At 62.9% G+C, this 17,802-nt stretch carries 14 protein-coding genes; 11 read left to right on the forward strand and 3 right to left on the reverse strand.

Annotated elements, in window-relative coordinates:
* Nucleotides 1-26 precede the first annotated feature (26 nt).
* The 6 genes from HMPREF2565_RS08700 (at nt 27) to HMPREF2565_RS08725 (ending at nt 7,194) form a co-directional block, all read left to right on the forward strand.
* The gene (locus HMPREF2565_RS08700) at nt 27-767 is read left to right on the forward strand and encodes an ABC transporter ATP-binding protein (RefSeq protein WP_256375072.1); all 741 of its coding nucleotides are present in this window, start codon (nt 27-29) and stop codon (nt 765-767) included.
* A gap of 231 nt (nt 768-998) precedes the next feature.
* Nucleotides 999-2,843, forward strand: coding sequence for a molecular chaperone DnaK (dnaK, locus tag HMPREF2565_RS08705; RefSeq protein WP_046647140.1), 1,845 nt, complete (start codon nt 999-1,001; stop codon nt 2,841-2,843).
* Nucleotides 2,844-2,846: 3 nt separating this feature from the next.
* A complete protein-coding gene (grpE, locus tag HMPREF2565_RS08710; RefSeq protein WP_071407163.1) occupies nt 2,847-3,563 on the forward strand; it encodes a nucleotide exchange factor GrpE in 717 nt (238 codons plus the stop codon).
* 135 nt (nt 3,564-3,698) lie between these two features.
* Entirely contained in the window at nt 3,699-4,904 is a 1,206-nt protein-coding gene (gene dnaJ, locus HMPREF2565_RS08715; protein ID WP_071407164.1) for a molecular chaperone DnaJ, read from the forward strand.
* 13 nt (nt 4,905-4,917) lie between these two features.
* Entirely contained in the window at nt 4,918-5,340 is a 423-nt protein-coding gene (locus HMPREF2565_RS08720; protein WP_071407165.1) for a heat shock protein transcriptional repressor HspR, read from the forward strand.
* A 333-nt stretch (nt 5,341-5,673) separates the two neighbouring features.
* Nucleotides 5,674-7,194, forward strand: coding sequence for an acetaldehyde dehydrogenase ExaC (locus tag HMPREF2565_RS08725; RefSeq protein ID WP_070821139.1), 1,521 nt, complete (start codon nt 5,674-5,676; stop codon nt 7,192-7,194).
* Here HMPREF2565_RS08725 and HMPREF2565_RS08730 read toward each other — a convergent pair.
* Both HMPREF2565_RS08730 and HMPREF2565_RS08735 read right to left on the reverse strand, forming a co-directional pair.
* Entirely contained in the window at nt 7,191-8,342 is a 1,152-nt protein-coding gene (locus HMPREF2565_RS08730; protein ID WP_071407166.1) for an alpha/beta hydrolase, read from the reverse strand. The two genes, HMPREF2565_RS08725 and HMPREF2565_RS08730, sit on opposite strands and share 4 nt — an antisense overlap.
* Complete coding sequence (locus HMPREF2565_RS08735; RefSeq protein ID WP_049155037.1) at nt 8,339-8,599, reverse strand: hypothetical protein; 261 nt, start codon at nt 8,597-8,599, stop codon at nt 8,339-8,341. Before HMPREF2565_RS08735 ends, HMPREF2565_RS08730 begins: the two co-directional genes overlap by 4 nt.
* A 102-nt stretch (nt 8,600-8,701) precedes the next feature.
* Between HMPREF2565_RS08735 and HMPREF2565_RS08740 the strand changes: the two genes are divergently transcribed.
* Nucleotides 8,702-9,511: a carbon-nitrogen hydrolase family protein gene (locus tag HMPREF2565_RS08740; protein ID WP_049155035.1), complete on the forward strand. Its 810-nt coding sequence runs from the start codon at nt 8,702-8,704 to the stop codon at nt 9,509-9,511.
* A gap of 4 nt (nt 9,512-9,515) precedes the next feature.
* Here HMPREF2565_RS08740 and HMPREF2565_RS08745 read toward each other — a convergent pair whose 3' ends face one another.
* Nucleotides 9,516-10,715, reverse strand: a complete 1,200-nt coding sequence (locus HMPREF2565_RS08745; protein WP_071407167.1) for an FAD-binding oxidoreductase — start codon at nt 10,713-10,715, stop codon at nt 9,516-9,518.
* 168 nt (nt 10,716-10,883) lie between these two features.
* Here HMPREF2565_RS08745 and HMPREF2565_RS08750 point away from each other — a divergent pair, with 168 nt between their 5' ends.
* The 4 genes from HMPREF2565_RS08750 (at nt 10,884) to HMPREF2565_RS08765 (ending at nt 17,763) form a co-directional block, all read left to right on the forward strand.
* Nucleotides 10,884-12,254 carry a sodium/glutamate symporter gene (locus tag HMPREF2565_RS08750; RefSeq protein ID WP_070545877.1) on the forward strand — a complete coding sequence of 457 codons (1,371 nt, stop codon included), beginning with the start codon at nt 10,884-10,886 and terminating at the stop codon, nt 12,252-12,254.
* A gap of 209 nt (nt 12,255-12,463) precedes the next feature.
* The gene (locus HMPREF2565_RS08755) at nt 12,464-13,861 is read left to right on the forward strand and encodes a TetR/AcrR family transcriptional regulator (RefSeq protein ID WP_071407168.1); all 1,398 of its coding nucleotides are present in this window, start codon (nt 12,464-12,466) and stop codon (nt 13,859-13,861) included.
* A 414-nt stretch (nt 13,862-14,275) separates the two neighbouring features.
* The gene (gene clpB, locus HMPREF2565_RS08760; protein ID WP_071407169.1) at nt 14,276-16,837 is read left to right on the forward strand and encodes an ATP-dependent chaperone ClpB; all 2,562 of its coding nucleotides are present in this window, start codon (nt 14,276-14,278) and stop codon (nt 16,835-16,837) included.
* A gap of 74 nt (nt 16,838-16,911) precedes the next feature.
* Nucleotides 16,912-17,763: a sulfurtransferase gene (locus tag HMPREF2565_RS08765; RefSeq protein ID WP_071407170.1), complete on the forward strand. Its 852-nt coding sequence runs from the start codon at nt 16,912-16,914 to the stop codon at nt 17,761-17,763.
* Nucleotides 17,764-17,802 lie beyond the last annotated feature (39 nt).

Consider the following 17,802-nt stretch of genomic DNA (forward strand, 5'->3'; position numbering starts at 1 on the left):
CGAGCGTGCGGGCTGAGGGGGTGAGCATGTCCTACGGGAGGACTGCCCCGCTAATTCTCGACTCGGTGGATGTGTCTTTTCCGGCCGGGAAATTCACTGCCATTATCGGTCCCAATGGTTGTGGAAAATCCACTTTGGTCAAGGTGTTGGCGCGGTTGGAAACACCGAACGCGGGCGCGGTGCGCATTGGCGAACAAGATGCAGCCGCATTCTCTCGGCGAAGCTACGCTCGGCGCGTCGCCGTGATGTCGCAGCAATCCATAGCTCCCGAAGGGATCAATGTCAGGGAACTGGTCGCGCGCGGGCGCTTCGCCCACCAAGGATTTATGGGGTGGAGGAGTCGGGAGGACGAGCGTGCTGTTAGTCGCGCGCTAGCAAAGGTAGGCCTTGAAGAACTGGAGACGGCCGAGGTAGCGGCGTTGTCTGGTGGTCAGCGTCAGCGTGCTTGGCTGGCTATGGCCCTCGCCCAGGAAACGCCTGTGCTCTTCTTGGATGAGCCAACGAGCGCTCTTGACATCGGATACCAGCATTCCTTCATGCGGCTGATGCGACAGCTGGCAGGAAACAAAACCCTCATTGCGGTCATTCATGACTTGGCGCATGTATTGCGCTATGCGGATCGCGTCGTGGCGATGAAAGATGGAAAGGTGTGGGACGCGGGCGTGCCGCGCGACGTCATTACCCCTGCCCTTATTGAGGAACTCTATGGGCTGACAGTCCGCGTTGTAGATGTGGACGGTGAGCCAGCAATCGTCCCTGTGGGGTGAGTTTCCGCCAAACCGGTTTTGTTTTCCCAGCGTGTGGGCGGTAATTAAAAAAAGTTGAGTGGATCGGGAACAACTTTGGGTTTGCCCGCGTTGTGTAGGTTGAGTGACCGGCGCTCAGGTTTGGATGACAATGGGTGCCGCTTCTGTTAGAGTTCAACCCTGAACGCGGCGGAAGTTGAGTCGCGCACTATCAACTTAAGAACAAACCCCAACAAGCAAGGAGAAAAGATTATGGGACGCGCAGTAGGAATTGACCTCGGTACCACCAACTCGGTCGTATCCGTTCTGGAAGGTGGCGAGGCCACCGTTATCGCTAACTCGGAGGGTTCCCGCACCACCCCGTCCGTCGTGGCTTTCGCTAAGAACGGCGAAATCCTCGTCGGCCAGTCCGCTAAGAACCAGGCGGTCACCAACGTTGACCGCACCATCCGCTCCGTCAAGCGCCACATCGGCACCGACTGGACCATCGACATTGATGACAAGAAGTACACCCCGCAGGAGATTTCGGCCCGCACGCTCATGAAGCTCAAGCGCGACGCCGAGGCTTACCTGGGTGAGGACGTTACCGACGCCGTTATTACCGTCCCGGCTTACTTCGAGGACTCCCAGCGCCAGGCCACCAAGGAGGCCGGCCAGATCGCAGGCCTCAACGTCCTGCGTATTGTTAACGAGCCGACCGCCGCTGCACTGGCCTACGGCCTGGAGAAGGGCGAGCAGGAGCAGACCATCCTGGTCTTCGACCTTGGTGGCGGTACCTTCGACGTCTCCCTGCTGGAGATCGGTGACGGAGTGGTTGAGGTTATGGCTACCGCTGGTGACAACCAGCTCGGTGGTGACGACTGGGACCAGCGCATCGTCGACTGGCTCGTGGATAAGTTCAAGGCTTCCCAGGGCGTTGACCTGACCAAGGATAAGCGCGCCGTCCAGCGCCTGCGCGAGGCTGCGGAGAAGGCCAAGATTGAGCTGTCCTCCTCCCAGTCCGCCAACATCAACCTGCCGTACATCACGGTGGACGCGGAGAAGAACCCGCTCTTCCTGGATGAGACCCTGTCCCGCACCGAGTTTCAGAAGATCACCCAGGACCTGCTGGACCGCACCAAGGAGCCGTTCAACCAGGTTATCAAGGATGCTGGCCTGTCCCTGTCCCAGGTTGACCACGTGGTTCTCGTCGGTGGCTCCACCCGTATGCCGGCTGTGTCCGACCTGGTGAAGGAAATGACCGGCAAGGACCCGAACAAGGGCGTGAACCCGGACGAGGTCGTGGCAGTCGGCGCTGCTCTCCAGGCAGGCGTGCTGCGCGGTGAGGTCAAGGACGTGCTGCTTCTCGACGTCACCCCGCTCTCCCTCGGCATCGAGACCAAGGGTGGCGTGATGACCAAGCTCATCGAGCGCAACACCACCATCCCGACCAAGAAGTCCGAGACCTTCACCACGGCTGATGACAACCAGCCTTCCGTGCAGATTCAGGTCTACCAGGGCGAGCGTGAGATGGCTTCCGCCAACAAGCTGCTCGGCTCCTTCGAGCTCGGCGGCATCGCCCCGGCACCGCGCGGCGTACCGCAGATTGAGGTCACCTTCGACATCGACGCCAACGGCATCGTCTCCGTCTCTGCTAAGGACAAGGCCACCGGCAAGGAGAACACCATCAAGATTCAGGATGGTTCCGGCCTGTCCCAGGAGGAGATCGACCGCATGGTCAAGGATGCCGAGGCTCACGCCGAGGAGGACAAGAAGCGCCGCGAGGAGCAGGAGACCCGCAACCAGGCGGAATCCACCTCCTACCAGACCCGCAAGTTCATGGATGAGAACGCCGACAAGCTGCCGGAGGACCTCAAGACCCGCGTGACCGAGGCTGCCGATGCCGTCGATGAGGCCCTCAAGGGTGATGACATTGAGGCGATTAAGTCGGCCGTCGAGAAGCTCGGCACCGAGTCCCAGGAGCTGGGCAAGGCTCTGTACGAGGCGCAGGCTGCTGAGGCAGGCGCCGAGGGTGCCGCTGCTGGCGAGACCGCTGGTGACCCGAACGTCGTCGACGCCGAGGTTGTCGACGAGGACGACGAGAACAAGGAGAAGTAAACCATGACCTCCCCTCAGGACCCAGGCAACCCGGCCAATACCGACCCTGAGGCAACCTCCGCTGAGGCTGCGGAGGCTGCCGCCGCCGAGGCTGCTTCTGCCGACGGTGCCGTGGATGACGCCACGGCGAACACTGCTGAGGCGCAGGCCGATGCTGCCACCGCGAACACCGCTGAGGCAGAGGCCGCGGTTGAGGATGCCGCCCGCGACATCACCGAAGAAGCGGCCGCTGGTGAGGACACCGTCGCAGAGAATTCCCTGGAGGCTCAGCTGGCTGAGCGCACCGAGGACCTGCAGCGCCTCAACGCGGAGTACACCAACTACCGCCGCCGCACTGAGCGCGACCGCCAGGCCGTGATCGAGACCACCAAGGCCAAGGTCCTGGCAGACTTCTTGCCTATCCTTGATGACCTGGAGCTCGCACGCCAGCACGGTGACCTCAACGAGGGCCCGCTCAAGGCCATCGCGGACAAGCTCACGGGCGTGCTGACCAACAACCAGCTGACCCCGTTCGGTGCCGAGGGCGATGCCTTCGACCCCGAGGTGCACGAGGCAGTTCAGGACCTGTCCACCGGTGACGAGCAGGTCATCGGCACGGTTCTGCGCCGCGGCTACACGGTGGGCGAGCGCGTTGTGCGCACCGCCATGGTGATTATCGCCGACCCCGCCGAGTCAGCCGATGCCGCTGACGGTCCGGACAGCCCGGATAACGCAGAATAGGCATCGCAGGTGGCGTCAGGGTTTGAGTATTCCTTGGCGCCACTGTTCTTTTCACTACTTAGTTAGCATTTTTACTTAGCAAAAAATCTTTAAACCCAACCGATTAACGATTCTCCTGAAAGGAGGAGATGCCCAGTGAACGCTAAGCCAGAATGGGCAGACAAGGATTATTACGCGGATCTGGGGGTCTCCTCATCCGCTACCGCTGAAGAAATTAAGCACGCGTACCGCAAGCTGGCCCGCCAGAATCACCCCGACGCCAACCCGGATAATCCCGCGGCGGCGGAGAAATTCAAGCAGGTGGCCGAAGCCTATGATGTGCTGTCTGATAAAGCTACCCGCAAGGACTATGACGAGTTCAAGGCCATGATGCGCGGCGGCGGCTTTGGACGGAGAGGAGGCGCCGGGTTTCCCGGCGGGTTTCGATCCACGCACATGGGTGGACCGGGTGCGCAAGACTTCGACCTCTCGGACATCTTCGGAGGATCCGCTCGAGGAGCGTCTCAAGGCGGCGGTCTGGGGGATATCTTCGGTGGCGTTTTCAACCGCGGCGGTGGTGCTGGCCACACAGCTCGGCCGTCGCGGGGGGCCGACGTCGAAACGCACATAACCCTCGACTTCCGCGAGGCGGCCAAGGGGACCACCATCCCGCTGCAGTTGAGCGGCGAAGCCCCCTGTACCACGTGCCACGGTTCCGGCTCGAAGACCGGCAAGCTGTCGACGTGCTCGACGTGTGATGGCACCGGGTTCACCTCGGAACAGCGCGGCTCCTTCGGTTTCTCGGCGCCGTGTACCGACTGTGGGGGCACCGGCCAGCGCGCGGAGGATCCGTGTGTGGATTGCTCTGGCACCGGAACGGTACACCGCACCCGCTCGATTACGGTACGTATCCCCGCCGGGGTCATCGATGGGCAAAAGGTGCGCCTGGCTGGCCAGGGCGAAGCGGGGCCGAACGGCACCCCGTCCGGCGATCTCTTCGTAGCGGTCACGGTGAAGCCCGACAAGGTCTTCACTCGGGAAGGCGATGACCTACACGTCACCGTCCCCGTCTCCTTTGCGGAGCTGGCCTTGGGTGACACCATTACGGTGCCGACCCTCGATTCGCCCGTGCGCGTCAAGGTACCGGCGGGAACGCCCGACGGGCGCACGCTGCGCGTCAAGGGCCGCGGCGTAGTCAAGCGTGGCGGCAAGGCCGGCGACCTCATGGTGACCGTGCAGGTCACCGTGCCCTCCACGCTGGATGCCGCGGCCTCCTCGGCGCTGCGCAGCTACGCACAGGCGGAGAAGGACTCCGGCTTCGATCCGCGTGCTGGCTGGGCCGGCAACACGGTGACACGCTAGAAGGAGGTGTGAGATGAGCAAGGACGACACAAATCGAACCGATGCGGCCCAGCCCAAGGCGATGTACGTCATCTCTGTTGCCGCGGAACTATCCGGCATGCACGCTCAAACATTGCGCACCTATGACCGGATGGGGCTGGTCTCCCCAGCCCGCACCTCCGGGGGTGGGCGCCGCTATTCCGAGAGCGACATCGAGCTCTTGCGCAAGATTCAGACGCTCTCGCAAGATGATGGCGTGAATCTGGCCGGCATCAAATCCATCATCGAACTGACCGCGGAGCGGGACCGCCTCGCCGCCGAGCGCGATGAGCTGCAGGCGGAGGTCGAGCGCCTGCGCAGCCAAGCGCGGCCATCGCGCGGCGAGCTGGTTCACGTACCGCGTTCTACCTCCGTGGTGATGTGGACGCCGCGGCGCAACCGCCGCCGGGACAGCTAGGCACTTCCCCCTCCTTCAGGGAGGGGGTTCTTTTCGTTTTGAGCCAGTCGGCCTGAGGCTCCGCACTCTTCACTTGATAAGTGCCCGAGTTGCCAAAGATCCACGGGCCAGAGCAGTTGTGGGCATGATCTTTGGCAACTCGGGCACTTTTTCTGGCGGCAACCGTCCAGAAGAAAAAGCTTTCCCTGTAGAAAACGTGAGTTTGTTGAAAAATAGCGCTACACTCGCACCCAACGTTGTGTGGCCTGTCACATTCCTTGGAGAATGTGTCCAGTGAACCACTGGTGAAGGCGCAACGGAAACCCTTAAGACAACAAGAAAGGTGCGATGACCATGACTTTGTACGCTAACCCCGGAACCGCAGACGCCATCGTCAACTACCGCGAGCGCTACGACAACTACATCGGCGGCGAGTGGGTACCGCCGCTCGACGGCGAATACATGGACAACATCACCCCGGTTACCGGTGAGGTCTTCTGCCAGGTTGCCCGCGGCAAGGAGGCGGATATCAACCTGGCCATTGACGCTGCGGAGAAGGCTTTCGAGACCTTCGGTAAGACCACCCCGGCAGAGCGCGCGCTTCTGCTGCACCGCATCGCTGACCGCATCGAGGAGAACTTGGAAAAGATCGCCGTCGCGGAGACCTGGGAGAACGGCAAGGCCGTGCGCGAGACCCTCGCCGCCGACATCCCGCTGGCGGTCGACCACTTCCGCTACTTCGCCGGCGCCATCCGCGCGCAGGAGGGCCGCCTGTCGCAGATTGACCAGGACACTGTGGCTTACCACTTCCACGAGCCGCTGGGCGTTGTGGGCCAGATTATCCCGTGGAACTTCCCGCTGCTCATGGCAGCGTGGAAGATCGCGCCGGCGCTGGCTGCGGGCAACACCATCGTGATGAAGCCCGCCGAGCAGACCCCGGCCTCCATCCTGCTGCTCATTGAGATCATTGAGGACCTCCTGCCGAAGGGCGTGCTCAACATCGTCAATGGTGTAGGTGAGGAAGCAGGCGTGGCGTTGTCCACCTCGGACCGCATCGCCAAGATTGCCTTCACCGGCTCCACCCCGGTGGGCAAGATCATCAACAAGGCGGCTGCGGACAAGGTCATTCCGGTCACCCTGGAGCTCGGCGGCAAGTCGCCGTCTATCTTCTTCGCGGACATCATGGACAAGGACGATGCTTACCTGGAGAAGTGCGTCGAGGGCTTCGTCATGTTCGCCCTCAACCAGGGTGAGGTCTGCACCTGCCCATCGCGCGCGCTCATCCACGAGGACATCGCGGACAAGTTCCTGGAGATGGCCGTGGAGCGCGTGAAGAAGATCAAGATCGGTCACCCGCTCGACACCGAAACGATGATGGGCGCGCAAGCATCCCAGGAGCAGATGGACAAGATCACCGAATACCTCGAGATCGGCCCGAAGGAAGGTGCGGAAACCCTCATCGGTGGCCACGTGAACAAGGTGGAAGGCCTGGAGAACGGCTACTACATTGAGCCGACCGTCTTTCGTGGAACCAATGACATGCGCATCTTCCGCGAGGAAATCTTCGGTCCGGTGCTCTCCGTGGCTACGTTCAAGGACTTCGAGGAAGCCATCCAGATTGCCAACGACACCAACTTCGGCCTCGGCGCCGGTGTGTGGTCGCGCCACCAGAACACCTGCTACCGCGCCGGCCGCGAAATCCAGGCCGGCCGCGTGTGGGTCAACCACTATCACGTGTACCCCGCTCACAGTGCCTTCGGTGGCTACAAGGAATCCGGCATCGGCCGCGAGAACCACCTCATGATGCTCGCTCACTACCAGGAGACCAAGAACATGCTGGTGTCCTACTCTGAGGAGCAGGCTGGCCTGTTCTAATACCTGCTGGCTATGGCCCCCAGACCCCGCAGAAATGCGGGGTCTTTCCAATAGGAGCCATGATCGCCCGGTAGCCCGCTCGCGCCCGGCACCGCGGTGGCGCCGAAGGCAGGGGAGGAGGGATCTGGGCCGTGGATGCCGCCGCGCGGTCCGGTGGTGGCGGCGATCGGATCCTCGGCGTTGCGTGCGCTCCAAACCCGGCCGTGCAGTTGCGAGGCGTGAGCCACGGAGGCACCCGGGCTGCCGACGAGAACGACGTCATCCGCAACATAGTCCTGCTGCGCAGCCTTGCCCGCCACTACGGAACCATAGGAGTAGCCGATCACCATGTGCTGGGCACCAGGGAAGCGTTGCCGCAGGGCACGCTGGAAGCGGATGAGTTCAGTAGCGCCGCGGCGCGCCGGCTCCTCGTGTGCCGCGCGGGACAGCGACGAGGGAGCAGCATAGCCAATCCACGCCACGGCGGGCCCGTGCGTGGCGTGGGCGATGGCGCGGGCGCGCTCCACGGCGGTGGGCCAGCTGCCAGGCTCGGAGGAGCCGACCCCGCTCACAAACGTGCTGACTTGGGCCGCGTGCGTGCCGAGATTCTCTGGGTCGACGAGCACCACCAGCCGTCCGGGACTGGCCTCCAGCACGGTGAGGTCCGGATTAGCTGCAACCAGGGAGCGGACCTCCTCGCTGGCCATGGTCAGCTGGACCTCGTGCAGCTCTTCTAGCGATAACTCGCTGAAATCCTCCAGGCGAGTCGGCGGCTCACCCAGCTCCGGGGTGCACAAGGCGCTCAGCTGACGGGCGCAGGCCCAGTCGAGGGCATCGGCCAGCGTGTCGAGGTGCCCCAGTACCGCGCTGACGGGCTCCGCTAGAGCGGGAACCACAGCGAGCCGAAGGGCGCGGGCGCGCAGGTGTTCAATCTGCTCCATCAACGGCGCATAAAGGCTCACGATGCGTGCCGCCACGCGCATCTGCTGCGCCGGCCCCCGCAGTGCATCGGTGGCGCTGTGGAGGGTGCCGCGCGCTGCGTCTGCGGCCGCCCCAGAAATCGCTAGCGCTACCCAATGATGGTGCGAGGCATCGATATATCGGGACAGCTCAACGGCGTAATCCTCCAAACGGTAAGCTTCCGCACGCAATGCCGCTGCTGCGCTCATTGGGTGTCTCCCAAGAAAGAAGAAAGCTCCACATCGACATCCTGGGCCACACCCACGAAGCGGTCCAGCTCCTCCAATTGTGCTCGCCGCGCACTCTCGCTGAGCCTTCGTAACTCCTCCCACCGCGCGCCGAGAATCTCCAAAGCACGTGCGGTCCGGGGAGGCTGCCGCACGGAGGGCAACGCGGTGGGGGAGGAATGGTCGAAGAGTGAGCGGATCTGCTGGCGGGTACCGCGGTCAATGGCGAGATGGTTCATAGCATCGAGACTGCGCCAGCAGCCCACCCGCAGTAAAGGACTGCGACACTGAATCCGCGAAATCTGTGGATAACTAGTCCGGGCTCGTCTACCGTGGGCCGCATGAAGGTAGCAGCAGTTCAATTGACCAGCACCGGGGACGTTGAAAAGAACCTCGCCGTGGCGCTCGACAAGATCCAGGAAGCCGCGGATAACGGCGCGCAGCTCATCGTCCTGCCGGAAGCTACCACCCAAAGCTTCGATTCCGGGCGCCTCGATACGAACGCGGAGGGGCTCGATGGCCCCACCGCCACCGCGGTGCGCGCCCTAGCGGAAGAACTCGGCGTGTACGTGGTCCTGGGAATGTTCGCCCCGGCGGATACCGTCGAGCGCGGTGAGAAAACCATCAACCGCGTGGCGAACGTCGCGCTCATCGCTGGGCCCGGAGTCCTCAGCGGCTACGAGAAAATCCACACCTACGATGCCTTCAAATACAAGGAATCCGATACCGTCCGGCCGGGTGAATCACTCGTTACCTTCGAGGCCGGGGACCTCACCGTGGGCGTGGCCACCTGTTATGACATCCGCTTCCCCGAGCAGTTCAAGGAACTCGCCCGCCGGGGCGCCCAGCTCATCGTCGTGCCCACCAGCTGGGCGGATGGCCCGGGCAAGCTGGAACAGTGGCGCCTGCTCAGCGCAGCGCGGGCTCTCGATTCCACGACGTACATCCTGGCGGCTGGCCAGGCGCGCCCCGGCGGCGAGGCCAAGGCTGGGCAGGCCTCCGGGCCGACTGGTATCGGGCATTCCGTCCTCGTGGCACCGGACGGCACACGCCGTGCCGAGGCCGGCTACGAGCCGGAAATCCTCTACGGTGAGGTGGACCCAGACACCGTGGCAAAGGTCCGCCAGTCCCTCCCCGTCCTGGACGCCTAAGCGCTTAGGCCCACTGGGATTTCTTCCACGCCGCCCAGGCTTCCCAGTCATCGCCCCAGCCGTCGAGCTCCGCAGCGGAGGCCGCCCACTCGTGGCCACGCTGCCAGCTATCCGTGGTTATTGCCTCCTCTTTAACGCCGCCCGAAAGCAGGGCCGCTTGGGCTAGTTCAACGCGGTCGGCGGGACCAATGAGCACGAAGCGGCGGTCGGTTCCCTCAGCGAGCACCGGGTCCATCGGCTCCTTGGCCACTACGGGGGCAAACCCGTGGGCCGCTGGTTGTGCGCCGAGCAACCAGGGGTCCTGGTCATCCCGGACGATGTGGCGCAGCTTCAGCTTCGGAACCAAGGCCTGCAGGTTAGCCTGAAATTCTGTGTCATAGTGCTCACCTGGCGAAGGTGCTGCGGCATAGACCTGGAGGCCGGAGGGAAGGCCGTTCGCTAGGCCGTCGAGAAGCAGCGCCCGCGCGCCCGCCCAGCCGGTACCGAAGGAAATCAATGTCGTCGTGTCATCCAGTCGCGGCGGCTCACCGGCGGGCGCGCCCAGCGTCCACCAATCACCCGGCTGCGCCTTGGCCAGCATGGAGGAGGCCTCACCGGCCAGCGCGAGGTGGAATGTCAGCTGTCCTGAGTCCTCCGGGGGTGCCGCCGGGGTCAGCGGACGCCAGGTGCCGGGCGTGAGCTGAGACGTCACCGGGACGTGCTGCCCTGCGCGGTAATCCAGCGCCACGCCCGATTCCAACCGGACCACTGCGGTGCGCCGGTTCGGCTTGTCAACAGCCACCACCTGGGCGCTGTGGGCAGGGGGAACACCATCCGAGTCCGCCTCCTGCGCCGCGGCGCGCATGATGGAGCACACCTGGGAAATGGTGCGCGTGGCGACGTCGTACTGATACGGGGTGAGCCCCAGAACCTCCAGACCGTGAACGAGCGATGCCTCGAATTTCGGATAGACCTCAGGGGGGAAACCGTGGCGGCGATGATCACGGCCCATGCGTGCCAGGCGCTGAGCGACGTCCCCCTGTACCTCATCGCCCTCCACATTCTCCAGCACCCACGCCAGCGCCGGGGCCATGGAGGGGTGCGTGTCCTTCATCGACAGGGCAAAGACTTGGCGGGACTCGGCCACGGTGGCGAAAAAGTGCCTGTGTACTGCATCGCGATAGTCTTCCGCGTGGTTGCGTAGGTGCTCACCCAGTTCCCTCATGCCCGCCCATCCTAGCCCCTGGGGGTAGAGCTACATCACCCTAGGGTTATATGCCAGGGGTGGAAAAGCGGGAAGGGAGTTGTAGTGTAATCAACGGATCATTTCCCGAAAGAGGGTGAGTCTCGTCTCAAGGACGCCGCCGTGGGCGGCATGGAAGGAAGTTTTCGCATGGAAGAATTCTCTGCGTTCACAATCATGACCGACGTGGGCTGGATTTCTTTGCTCATGGTTATCGGCAACGTTCTGCGCCACCAGATCAAGTTCGTGTTTCAGGATTTGCTCTTGCCTGCCCCCATCACGGCAGGTCTACTCGGCCTGCTCTTAGGCCCTAATGTCTTGGGCTGGATCGGTTTCTCCGACAATCTTGGTGATTACACCTCGCTGCTCATCGCCGTAGTCTTCGCCTCCATGGCCTACTCTATGGAGATGGGCGGCAACATGGGCAAGGGTGCCCGCAATATGTGGGGCTACTCCACCATGATGTTCACCGGCCAGTGGGGCCTGTTCATTGTTTTGGGTCTTCTCCTGTTCAAGCCGGCCTTCGACACCCCGGACTGGTTCGGCATGATGCTGCCCGTCGGCTTCACGGGTGGCTTCGGTACCGCGGCGGCTGTTGGCAGTGCCCTGGAAGGCGTGGGTGCAGATGCCGCAGCCTCCCTAGGCTTTACCTCCGCGACCGTGGGTACGCTGGCCGCCATCATTGGCGGTATCGTCGCCGGTAACTGGGGTATTCGTAAGGGCAAGGTCTCCCACGTTCCGAAGGAGCTTCCGGAGGAACTGCGCCGCGGCTACATCTCGCGCCTGGAGGATCGCCCCTCGCTGGGCCGCGCTACGACGAACCCCTCCGCCATCGAGCCCATCACCCTCCACGTGGGATTCATCGCCCTGACCGTGATGACCGCCTATGGCATTAACAAAGGGATCGCCTCCGTGTGGGAGAACGTCTCCATCCCGCTGTTCGCTATGTCCATGGTTGTGGGCCTGCTCTTCCGTGCAGTGATGAACATGGTGGGCGCCAAGGATTACCTGGATAAGGACACGGTGAGCTCGGTGTCCGGTGCGGCAACCGACTACCTCATTGCCTTCGGCGTGGCCGCCATTGTGCCGGCCGCCGTGGCCGCCTACTGGCAGGCTCTTCTCCTGCTCTTCGTCTTGGGCACCATTTACTGCGCATTCTTCCTCATGTGGTTCCCCGCCGAGTTCTTCGGCGAGCGCTGGATCGAGCGCGGTATCTTCGGCTGGGGCTGGGCCACGGCTACGGTGGCTACCGGCATTGCGATCCTCAAGATCGTGGACCCGAAGCTCAAGTCCGGCACACTGTCGGAGTATGGCATGGCCTACATTGGCTTCGGCCCCTTCGAGATCTCCTGGACCATCATCGCGCCGCTGTCGGTGATGTACGGCTTTACCGCCGGCTTCGGCTGGATCTCCCTGGGTATCGCGGTGGTTATTTACCTCGTCTTCAAGTTCAGCGGCATGATGCCGCCGCGCGGCACCATCTTCAAGGAAGGCATCGGGCACGTCGGTTCATCGAAGTAGACGCTGACCTGCTAGCACGTGAAAACCCTCAGCCTTATGGCTTGAGGGTTTTCTCGTTTTAAGCAAGTCCTGAGTAGTAGTGCGAAATGAATCTCAGCTTGCATTGCTCTTGTGAGAAGAAAAAGGCTAAAATTCAGGAAGCTGTCAGCGTGGCGCTCTCGCAGCCTCTCTTTTTCTTTCCCTCAGTGTGCGCAGGCTTAGGAATCCATATGCATTTTCTTTATGAAGACTCACCTCGTGAGGTCATCCTCGAGTCTGCTCTTCACATTGGCGCCGCGCAGGGTGATGAGGCAATTACCGTGGAGTCGGTGGCGAGGCTCGCGGAGGTTACTCCCGCCGAGGTTCGCGCGGAATTCTCGGATCGTGAGCAGATCGTTGCCGCCATCCCGGACTATGCCTCCGAGCGCAAGGTCAAGTTTTTGGAGGAGACGCTCGACGCCGCTCCTGGCTACGCTGATCTGTTCACCAAGCTGACCACCTTCACGGAGGCCTATTACGAGTACGCCGAGCGTGAACCGGAGCTTTTTCGCTACCTGTTTGAGCAGAAGGGCTGCGTCTTTGAGGATGAGTGGCAGTCCCTCTTGCAGGGAAACAGATCGGGCAACCGCGCGCTGGATCTGATCTATGACAACATCGCGCTCATCGCGGACGATGCACAGCTTGAGGTCGGGCCGGACGTGTGCCCCCAGACCTTGGCAAAGTTGAGCGTTGCCAGCTGGGCCACCGTCCACGGCATGGCCCACTTGAGCGTCCTTGGCGTGCTGCGGCACCAGCATTCGGTGGTGCGGCGCTTTAACCTGCGCGAGGTGTGCAAGGCGCTCATTGGAACCCTTTTTATGACGGCCGAGACGTTGGAGCTTCCTGATCTGCGCCACCCGATGCAGGAGTACCGCGCACTGCTGAGTGGCTTCACGCCGGACCGGGACCTTTCCCTGGACATTACCGCCATCGAGGATCTGACAGAGCTTCCCGCGGAGCAGGCCCGCGCGGCCGTCGTGGAGCGCGCCATCCAGCTGGCGGCGTGGGTTGGCATGCAGTCGGTGACCATCGAGAACGTCGCCGAGTACTTCGGTGTTTCTGATGTTTTCGTCGCCTCTCTGGCGGACAATGACTTCGTTCTACGTGAAACCGTCGAGCAGGAGACCGACCGTGAACTCGTGGACGGCATCCTCTACCTCTTGGAACGGCAGCAGGAGGGGGCCTCGGCCGTCGATAAGCTCCTGTGCGTAGCGGTGGCCTATTTTCATTACGCGGTGGAGCATCCAGAGCGCTACAGCGCCTGCATCGGTGCAGCGTCTGGCTCCGTTGTCCCGCTGAGTGAGGACGGCGAGGAGCAGACCCAGATGAGCGAATCCTTCGCGCTGCTGATGCGTTTTGCCCGTGAGGCCCTGCGGGAAGCCGGCCACGAGCCGGAGGACCGTCTGGTCTACATCAAGAACTTCATCCTGTGGGCCGGTGCCGACGGCATGTGTCACCTGGCCTCGGTAGGTGAATTCCGCAACATCGACCTCGACGAGAAGTGGTCGCTCTACTACTCCGTGGCGGCCGTCGTCTTAGCATCGTTTAAGTACGGCCTTCCCCAGGAAGCGGCGGTAGCTAACCCCTAGCCCTGCCCACTGGCACCGCGGGCAATCCCTTGCAATCCGCGCCGCGCAGAAAGCCTCGCGGCGCAACGTCTGCGTGTCGTCATCGACATGCCTTGTGCAGGGACCCCCTGACTTCCCTTATTGCCAATGTAGTGCGGACCAATCCCACCCCACCGCCGAACCCCACCAAGCAGCAGCGCCAAGAACAGCGCCAAGAGTGGCGTTGCTTACCCGCCCCTGGCCTCAGTCGGGCAAAAAGACGCGCACCGTAGACTTGAGCGGACCATGCTCAACCCGGCGGGGGTGAAAGATCTAAAAAAGTTCTAGTTGAGTGGAACAGACTCAAGTTCTGTAGCGTTATAGACAGTGAAGCTTCCTTCCCTGCTGTAGCCGCAGGGAGGTTTGGATAAATAGTAGAAACGGAGAAACACAACAATGAGTTCTTTTAACCCCACCACTAAAACTCAGGAGGCCCTGCAGCAAGCGCTGCAGACGGCCTCCGCCAACGGTAACCCGGACATCCGCCCGGCACACCTCTTAGCAGCCATCCTCGAGCAGAAGGACGGCATTGCCGCCCCGGTGCTCAAGGCCACCGGTGTGGACCCGGAGACGGTTCTCAAGGAGGCGCGCCAGCTTATCGACGCCCTCCCCAAGGCCGAGGGCGCCAACATGGCGAACCCGAACTTCAACCGCGACGCCCTCAACGTCCTCACCCGCGCCCAGGAGCTGGCCGGTGAGCTCGGCGATGAGTTCGTTTCCACCGAGGTTCTGCTCGCAGCTATTGCAGGCTCCAAGTCTGATGCTGCTGAACTGTTGACCTCCCGCGGCGCTACCTATGACGCACTCAAGGGCGCTTTCCCCTCGGTGCGCGGTGCGGCCAAGGTGACCTCGGAGAACCCCGAGGAACAGTTCCAGGCCCTGGAGAAGTACGCCACGGACCTCACCGCCCGCGCCCGCGAGGGCAAGATTGACCCGGTGATTGGCCGCGATCAGGAGATCCGCCGCGTGGTCCAGGTTCTTAGCCGCCGCACGAAGAATAACCCGGTGCTCATCGGTGAGCCCGGCGTAGGTAAGACCGCCATCGTGGAGGGCCTGGCCCGCCGCATCGTGGCCGGTGACGTACCGGAATCCCTCAAGGGCAAGACGTTGCTGAGCCTGGACCTTGGCTCCATGGTCGCCGGCGCGAAGTACCGCGGCGAGTTCGAGGAGCGCCTCAAGGCCGTCCTCGATGAAATTAAGGCTTCCGACGGGCAGATCATCACCTTCATCGATGAGCTGCACACCATCGTCGGCGCTGGCGCTACGGGCGAAGGCTCGATGGATGCTGGCAACATGATTAAGCCGATGCTGGCCCGCGGCGAGCTCCGCTTGGTCGGTGCTACCACCCTCGACGAGTACCGCAAGTACATCGAAAAGGACGCCGCCCTGGAGCGCCGCTTCCAGCAGGTCTACGCCGCCGAGCCTTCCGTGGAGGACACCATCGGTATCCTCCGTGGCCTCAAGGAGCGCTACGAGGTGCACCACGGCGTGCGCATCCAGGACTCGGCCTTGGTCTCTGCTGCGGAGCTCTCGCACCGCTACATCACCAACCGCTTCCTGCCGGATAAGGCCATCGACCTAGTCGATGAGGCTGGCTCCCGCCTGCGCATGGAGATTGACTCCTCCCCGCAGGAGATTGATGAGCTGGAGCGCGTCGTGCGCCGCCTCGAGATTGAGGAGCTGGCCCTGAAGAAGGAATCGGACGCGGCCTCGAAGGACCGTCTGACCGCCCTCCAGCAGGAGCTGGCTGATGAGCGCGAAAAGCTCGGTGAGCTCAAGGCCCGCTGGGCCAATGAGAAGAAGGCCATCGATGACGTGCAGACCATCAAGGAACAGCTGGAGGATCTGCGCCGTCAGGCAGAGATTGCGGAGCGCGATGGTGACCTAGCCCTGGCCTCCGAGATCAACTACGGCAAGATCCCGCCGCTGGAGAAGGACCTGGCCGCCGCCGAGGAGAAGGCCGCGCAGCAGCACAACACCATGCTCAGCGAGGAAGTCACCCCGGACACCATCGCGGAGGTCGTCTCCGCCTGGACCGGCATCCCGGCCGGCAAGATGCTGCAGGGAGAGACCGAGAAGCTGCTCAACATGGAATCCGTGCTGGGACAGCGCGTGGTGGGCCAGAAGGAAGCCGTCACCGCGGTTTCCGACGCCGTGCGCCGCGCCCGCGCCGGTGTGGCTGACCCGAACCGCCCGACCGGTTCCTTCCTCTTCCTGGGCCCCACTGGCGTGGGTAAGACGGAGCTGGCGAAGGCTCTGGCGGACTTCCTCTTTGACGATGAATCCGCCATGGTACGCATCGACATGTCCGAGTTCGGTGAGAAGCACTCCGTCGCCCGCCTTGTCGGTGCCCCTCCGGGATACGTGGGCTACGATGCCGGCGGCCAGCTCACGGAGGCAGTGCGCCGCCGCCCCTACACGCTGGTGCTTTTCGACGAAGTTGAGAAGGCCCACCCGGATGTCTTCGACGTGCTGCTCCAGGTGCTCGATGAGGGCCGCCTGACCGATGGGCAGGGCCGCACCGTGGACTTCCGCAACACGGTCATCATCCTGACCTCGAACCTGGGTGCCGGCGGCACCAAGGAAGAGGTCATGGAGGCCGTCAAGCGCAGCTTCAAGCCGGAGTTCATCAACCGCCTTGATGACGTCGTGATGTTTGAGCCGCTCACCTCGGATCTGCTCTCCGGCATCGTGGACATCCAGCTCAAGGGCTTGGCCGAGCGCCTGTCCGGCCGTCGCCTGACGCTGCAGGTCTCCGACGCCGCCAAGCTGTGGTTGGCCGAGCGTGGTTATGACCCGGCCTATGGTGCCCGCCCGTTGCGCCGCCTGATCCAGCAGGCCATCGGTGACCAGCTGGCCAAGAAGTTGCTGGCCGGTGACATCGTGGACGGCGATACCGTGCACGTCGACGTGGCCGACGGTGGCGAGCACCTCGAGCTAGCTGCCCGCACCGACTAAACCGCTTCAATCGTTGAGCGCCAATGGCGCTCAACGGTCGCCAGCACCCACTCATGCCCCTATCATCTAGGGGCATGAGCATTTTGATCTCCCCTCACGAGTTGAGTGAGAAGATTTACCGCGGTGACAAGACAACCATCCTTGCCTCCCTCTGGGCTCCAGGGGAAGGCGAGGCCTTCAATCAATTTTCCTCCCTGCACATTCCGACCGCCCAGTACGCGGACGCTGCCTCTGCCTTCGTGGGCCTGCCCGGCTCCAAGGCCGGGCGCAACCCCCTCCCAAAGCCTGAGAAGATTCAAGAGTGGATCGATCATTGGGGCCTAGATGAAGACAGCGAGGTCGTTGTTTACGACGAAGGCCGCGGCCTCTTCGCCGGCCGTGCGTGGTGGACACTGCGCTGGGCCGGCATCCGCAACGTCCGCATTCTCGATGGCGGCCTGTCCAACTGGCGCGCCCAGTCACTGCCCACGCTGACCGGTCCCGGCAACTTGGGCATGCCCTCGGACTTTAAAGTGACGACGGGGTCAATGCCCACGGTCACCATCGATGAAGTTAAGGAACACGACGGCCTGCTTCTCGACGTTCGCACGCGCAACCGCTTCGCCGGCCGCCGCGAGAACCTCGACTTGAAGGCCGGCCACATCCCGGGCGCGGTTAACCTTCCGGAGCGCCTCTTCCACACGGAAGACATCACCGTGTGGAAGTCCAAGGAGGAGATCTTGGAGATCCTCGACGACCACGGCGTGACCAAGGAAAACGTGGACGGCGCCATCATCTACTCCGGCTCCGGCAACCACTCCGCGCTCACCATCGCCGTGCTGGAGTACGTGGGCTTTACCGGCCTGCGCCACTTCGTGGGTGGCTGGTCGCAGTGGTCAGCCAACCCGAAGAACCCGGTGGAGCGCGGCGACCGCGAGCACGTCTAGCACCCGCACCCGCTACCCAGGTGTGCGCCCAAACCTGTG

The organism is Corynebacterium sp. HMSC072A04, assembly GCF_001809235.1.
GTDB lineage: Bacteria > Actinomycetota > Actinomycetes > Mycobacteriales > Mycobacteriaceae > Corynebacterium > Corynebacterium hiratae.

Excerpts from the sequence above, each read along its gene's own strand:
- HMPREF2565_RS08750 (WP_070545877.1), top strand. The coding sequence starts at position 10,884 with ATGGAAGAATTCTCTGCGTTCACAATCATGACCGACGTGGGCTGGATT.
- HMPREF2565_RS08720 (WP_071407165.1), top strand. The coding sequence starts at position 4,918 with ATGAGCAAGGACGACACAAATCGAACCGATGCGGCCCAGCCCAAGGCG.
- HMPREF2565_RS08740 (WP_049155035.1), top strand. The coding sequence starts at position 8,702 with ATGAAGGTAGCAGCAGTTCAATTGACCAGCACCGGGGACGTTGAAAAG.
- clpB (WP_071407169.1), top strand. The coding sequence starts at position 14,276 with ATGAGTTCTTTTAACCCCACCACTAAAACTCAGGAGGCCCTGCAGCAA.
- HMPREF2565_RS08735 (WP_049155037.1), bottom strand. The coding sequence starts at position 8,599 with ATGAACCATCTCGCCATTGACCGCGGTACCCGCCAGCAGATCCGCTCA.
- HMPREF2565_RS08755 (WP_071407168.1), top strand. The coding sequence starts at position 12,464 with ATGCATTTTCTTTATGAAGACTCACCTCGTGAGGTCATCCTCGAGTCT.
- grpE (WP_071407163.1), top strand. The coding sequence starts at position 2,847 with ATGACCTCCCCTCAGGACCCAGGCAACCCGGCCAATACCGACCCTGAG.
- HMPREF2565_RS08730 (WP_071407166.1), bottom strand. The coding sequence starts at position 8,342 with ATGAGCGCAGCAGCGGCATTGCGTGCGGAAGCTTACCGTTTGGAGGAT.
- dnaK (WP_046647140.1), top strand. The coding sequence starts at position 999 with ATGGGACGCGCAGTAGGAATTGACCTCGGTACCACCAACTCGGTCGTA.
- HMPREF2565_RS08745 (WP_071407167.1), bottom strand. The coding sequence starts at position 10,715 with ATGAGGGAACTGGGTGAGCACCTACGCAACCACGCGGAAGACTATCGC.
- HMPREF2565_RS08725 (WP_070821139.1), top strand. The coding sequence starts at position 5,674 with ATGACTTTGTACGCTAACCCCGGAACCGCAGACGCCATCGTCAACTAC.
- HMPREF2565_RS08765 (WP_071407170.1), top strand. The coding sequence starts at position 16,912 with ATGAGCATTTTGATCTCCCCTCACGAGTTGAGTGAGAAGATTTACCGC.
- HMPREF2565_RS08700 (WP_256375072.1), top strand. The coding sequence starts at position 27 with ATGTCCTACGGGAGGACTGCCCCGCTAATTCTCGACTCGGTGGATGTG.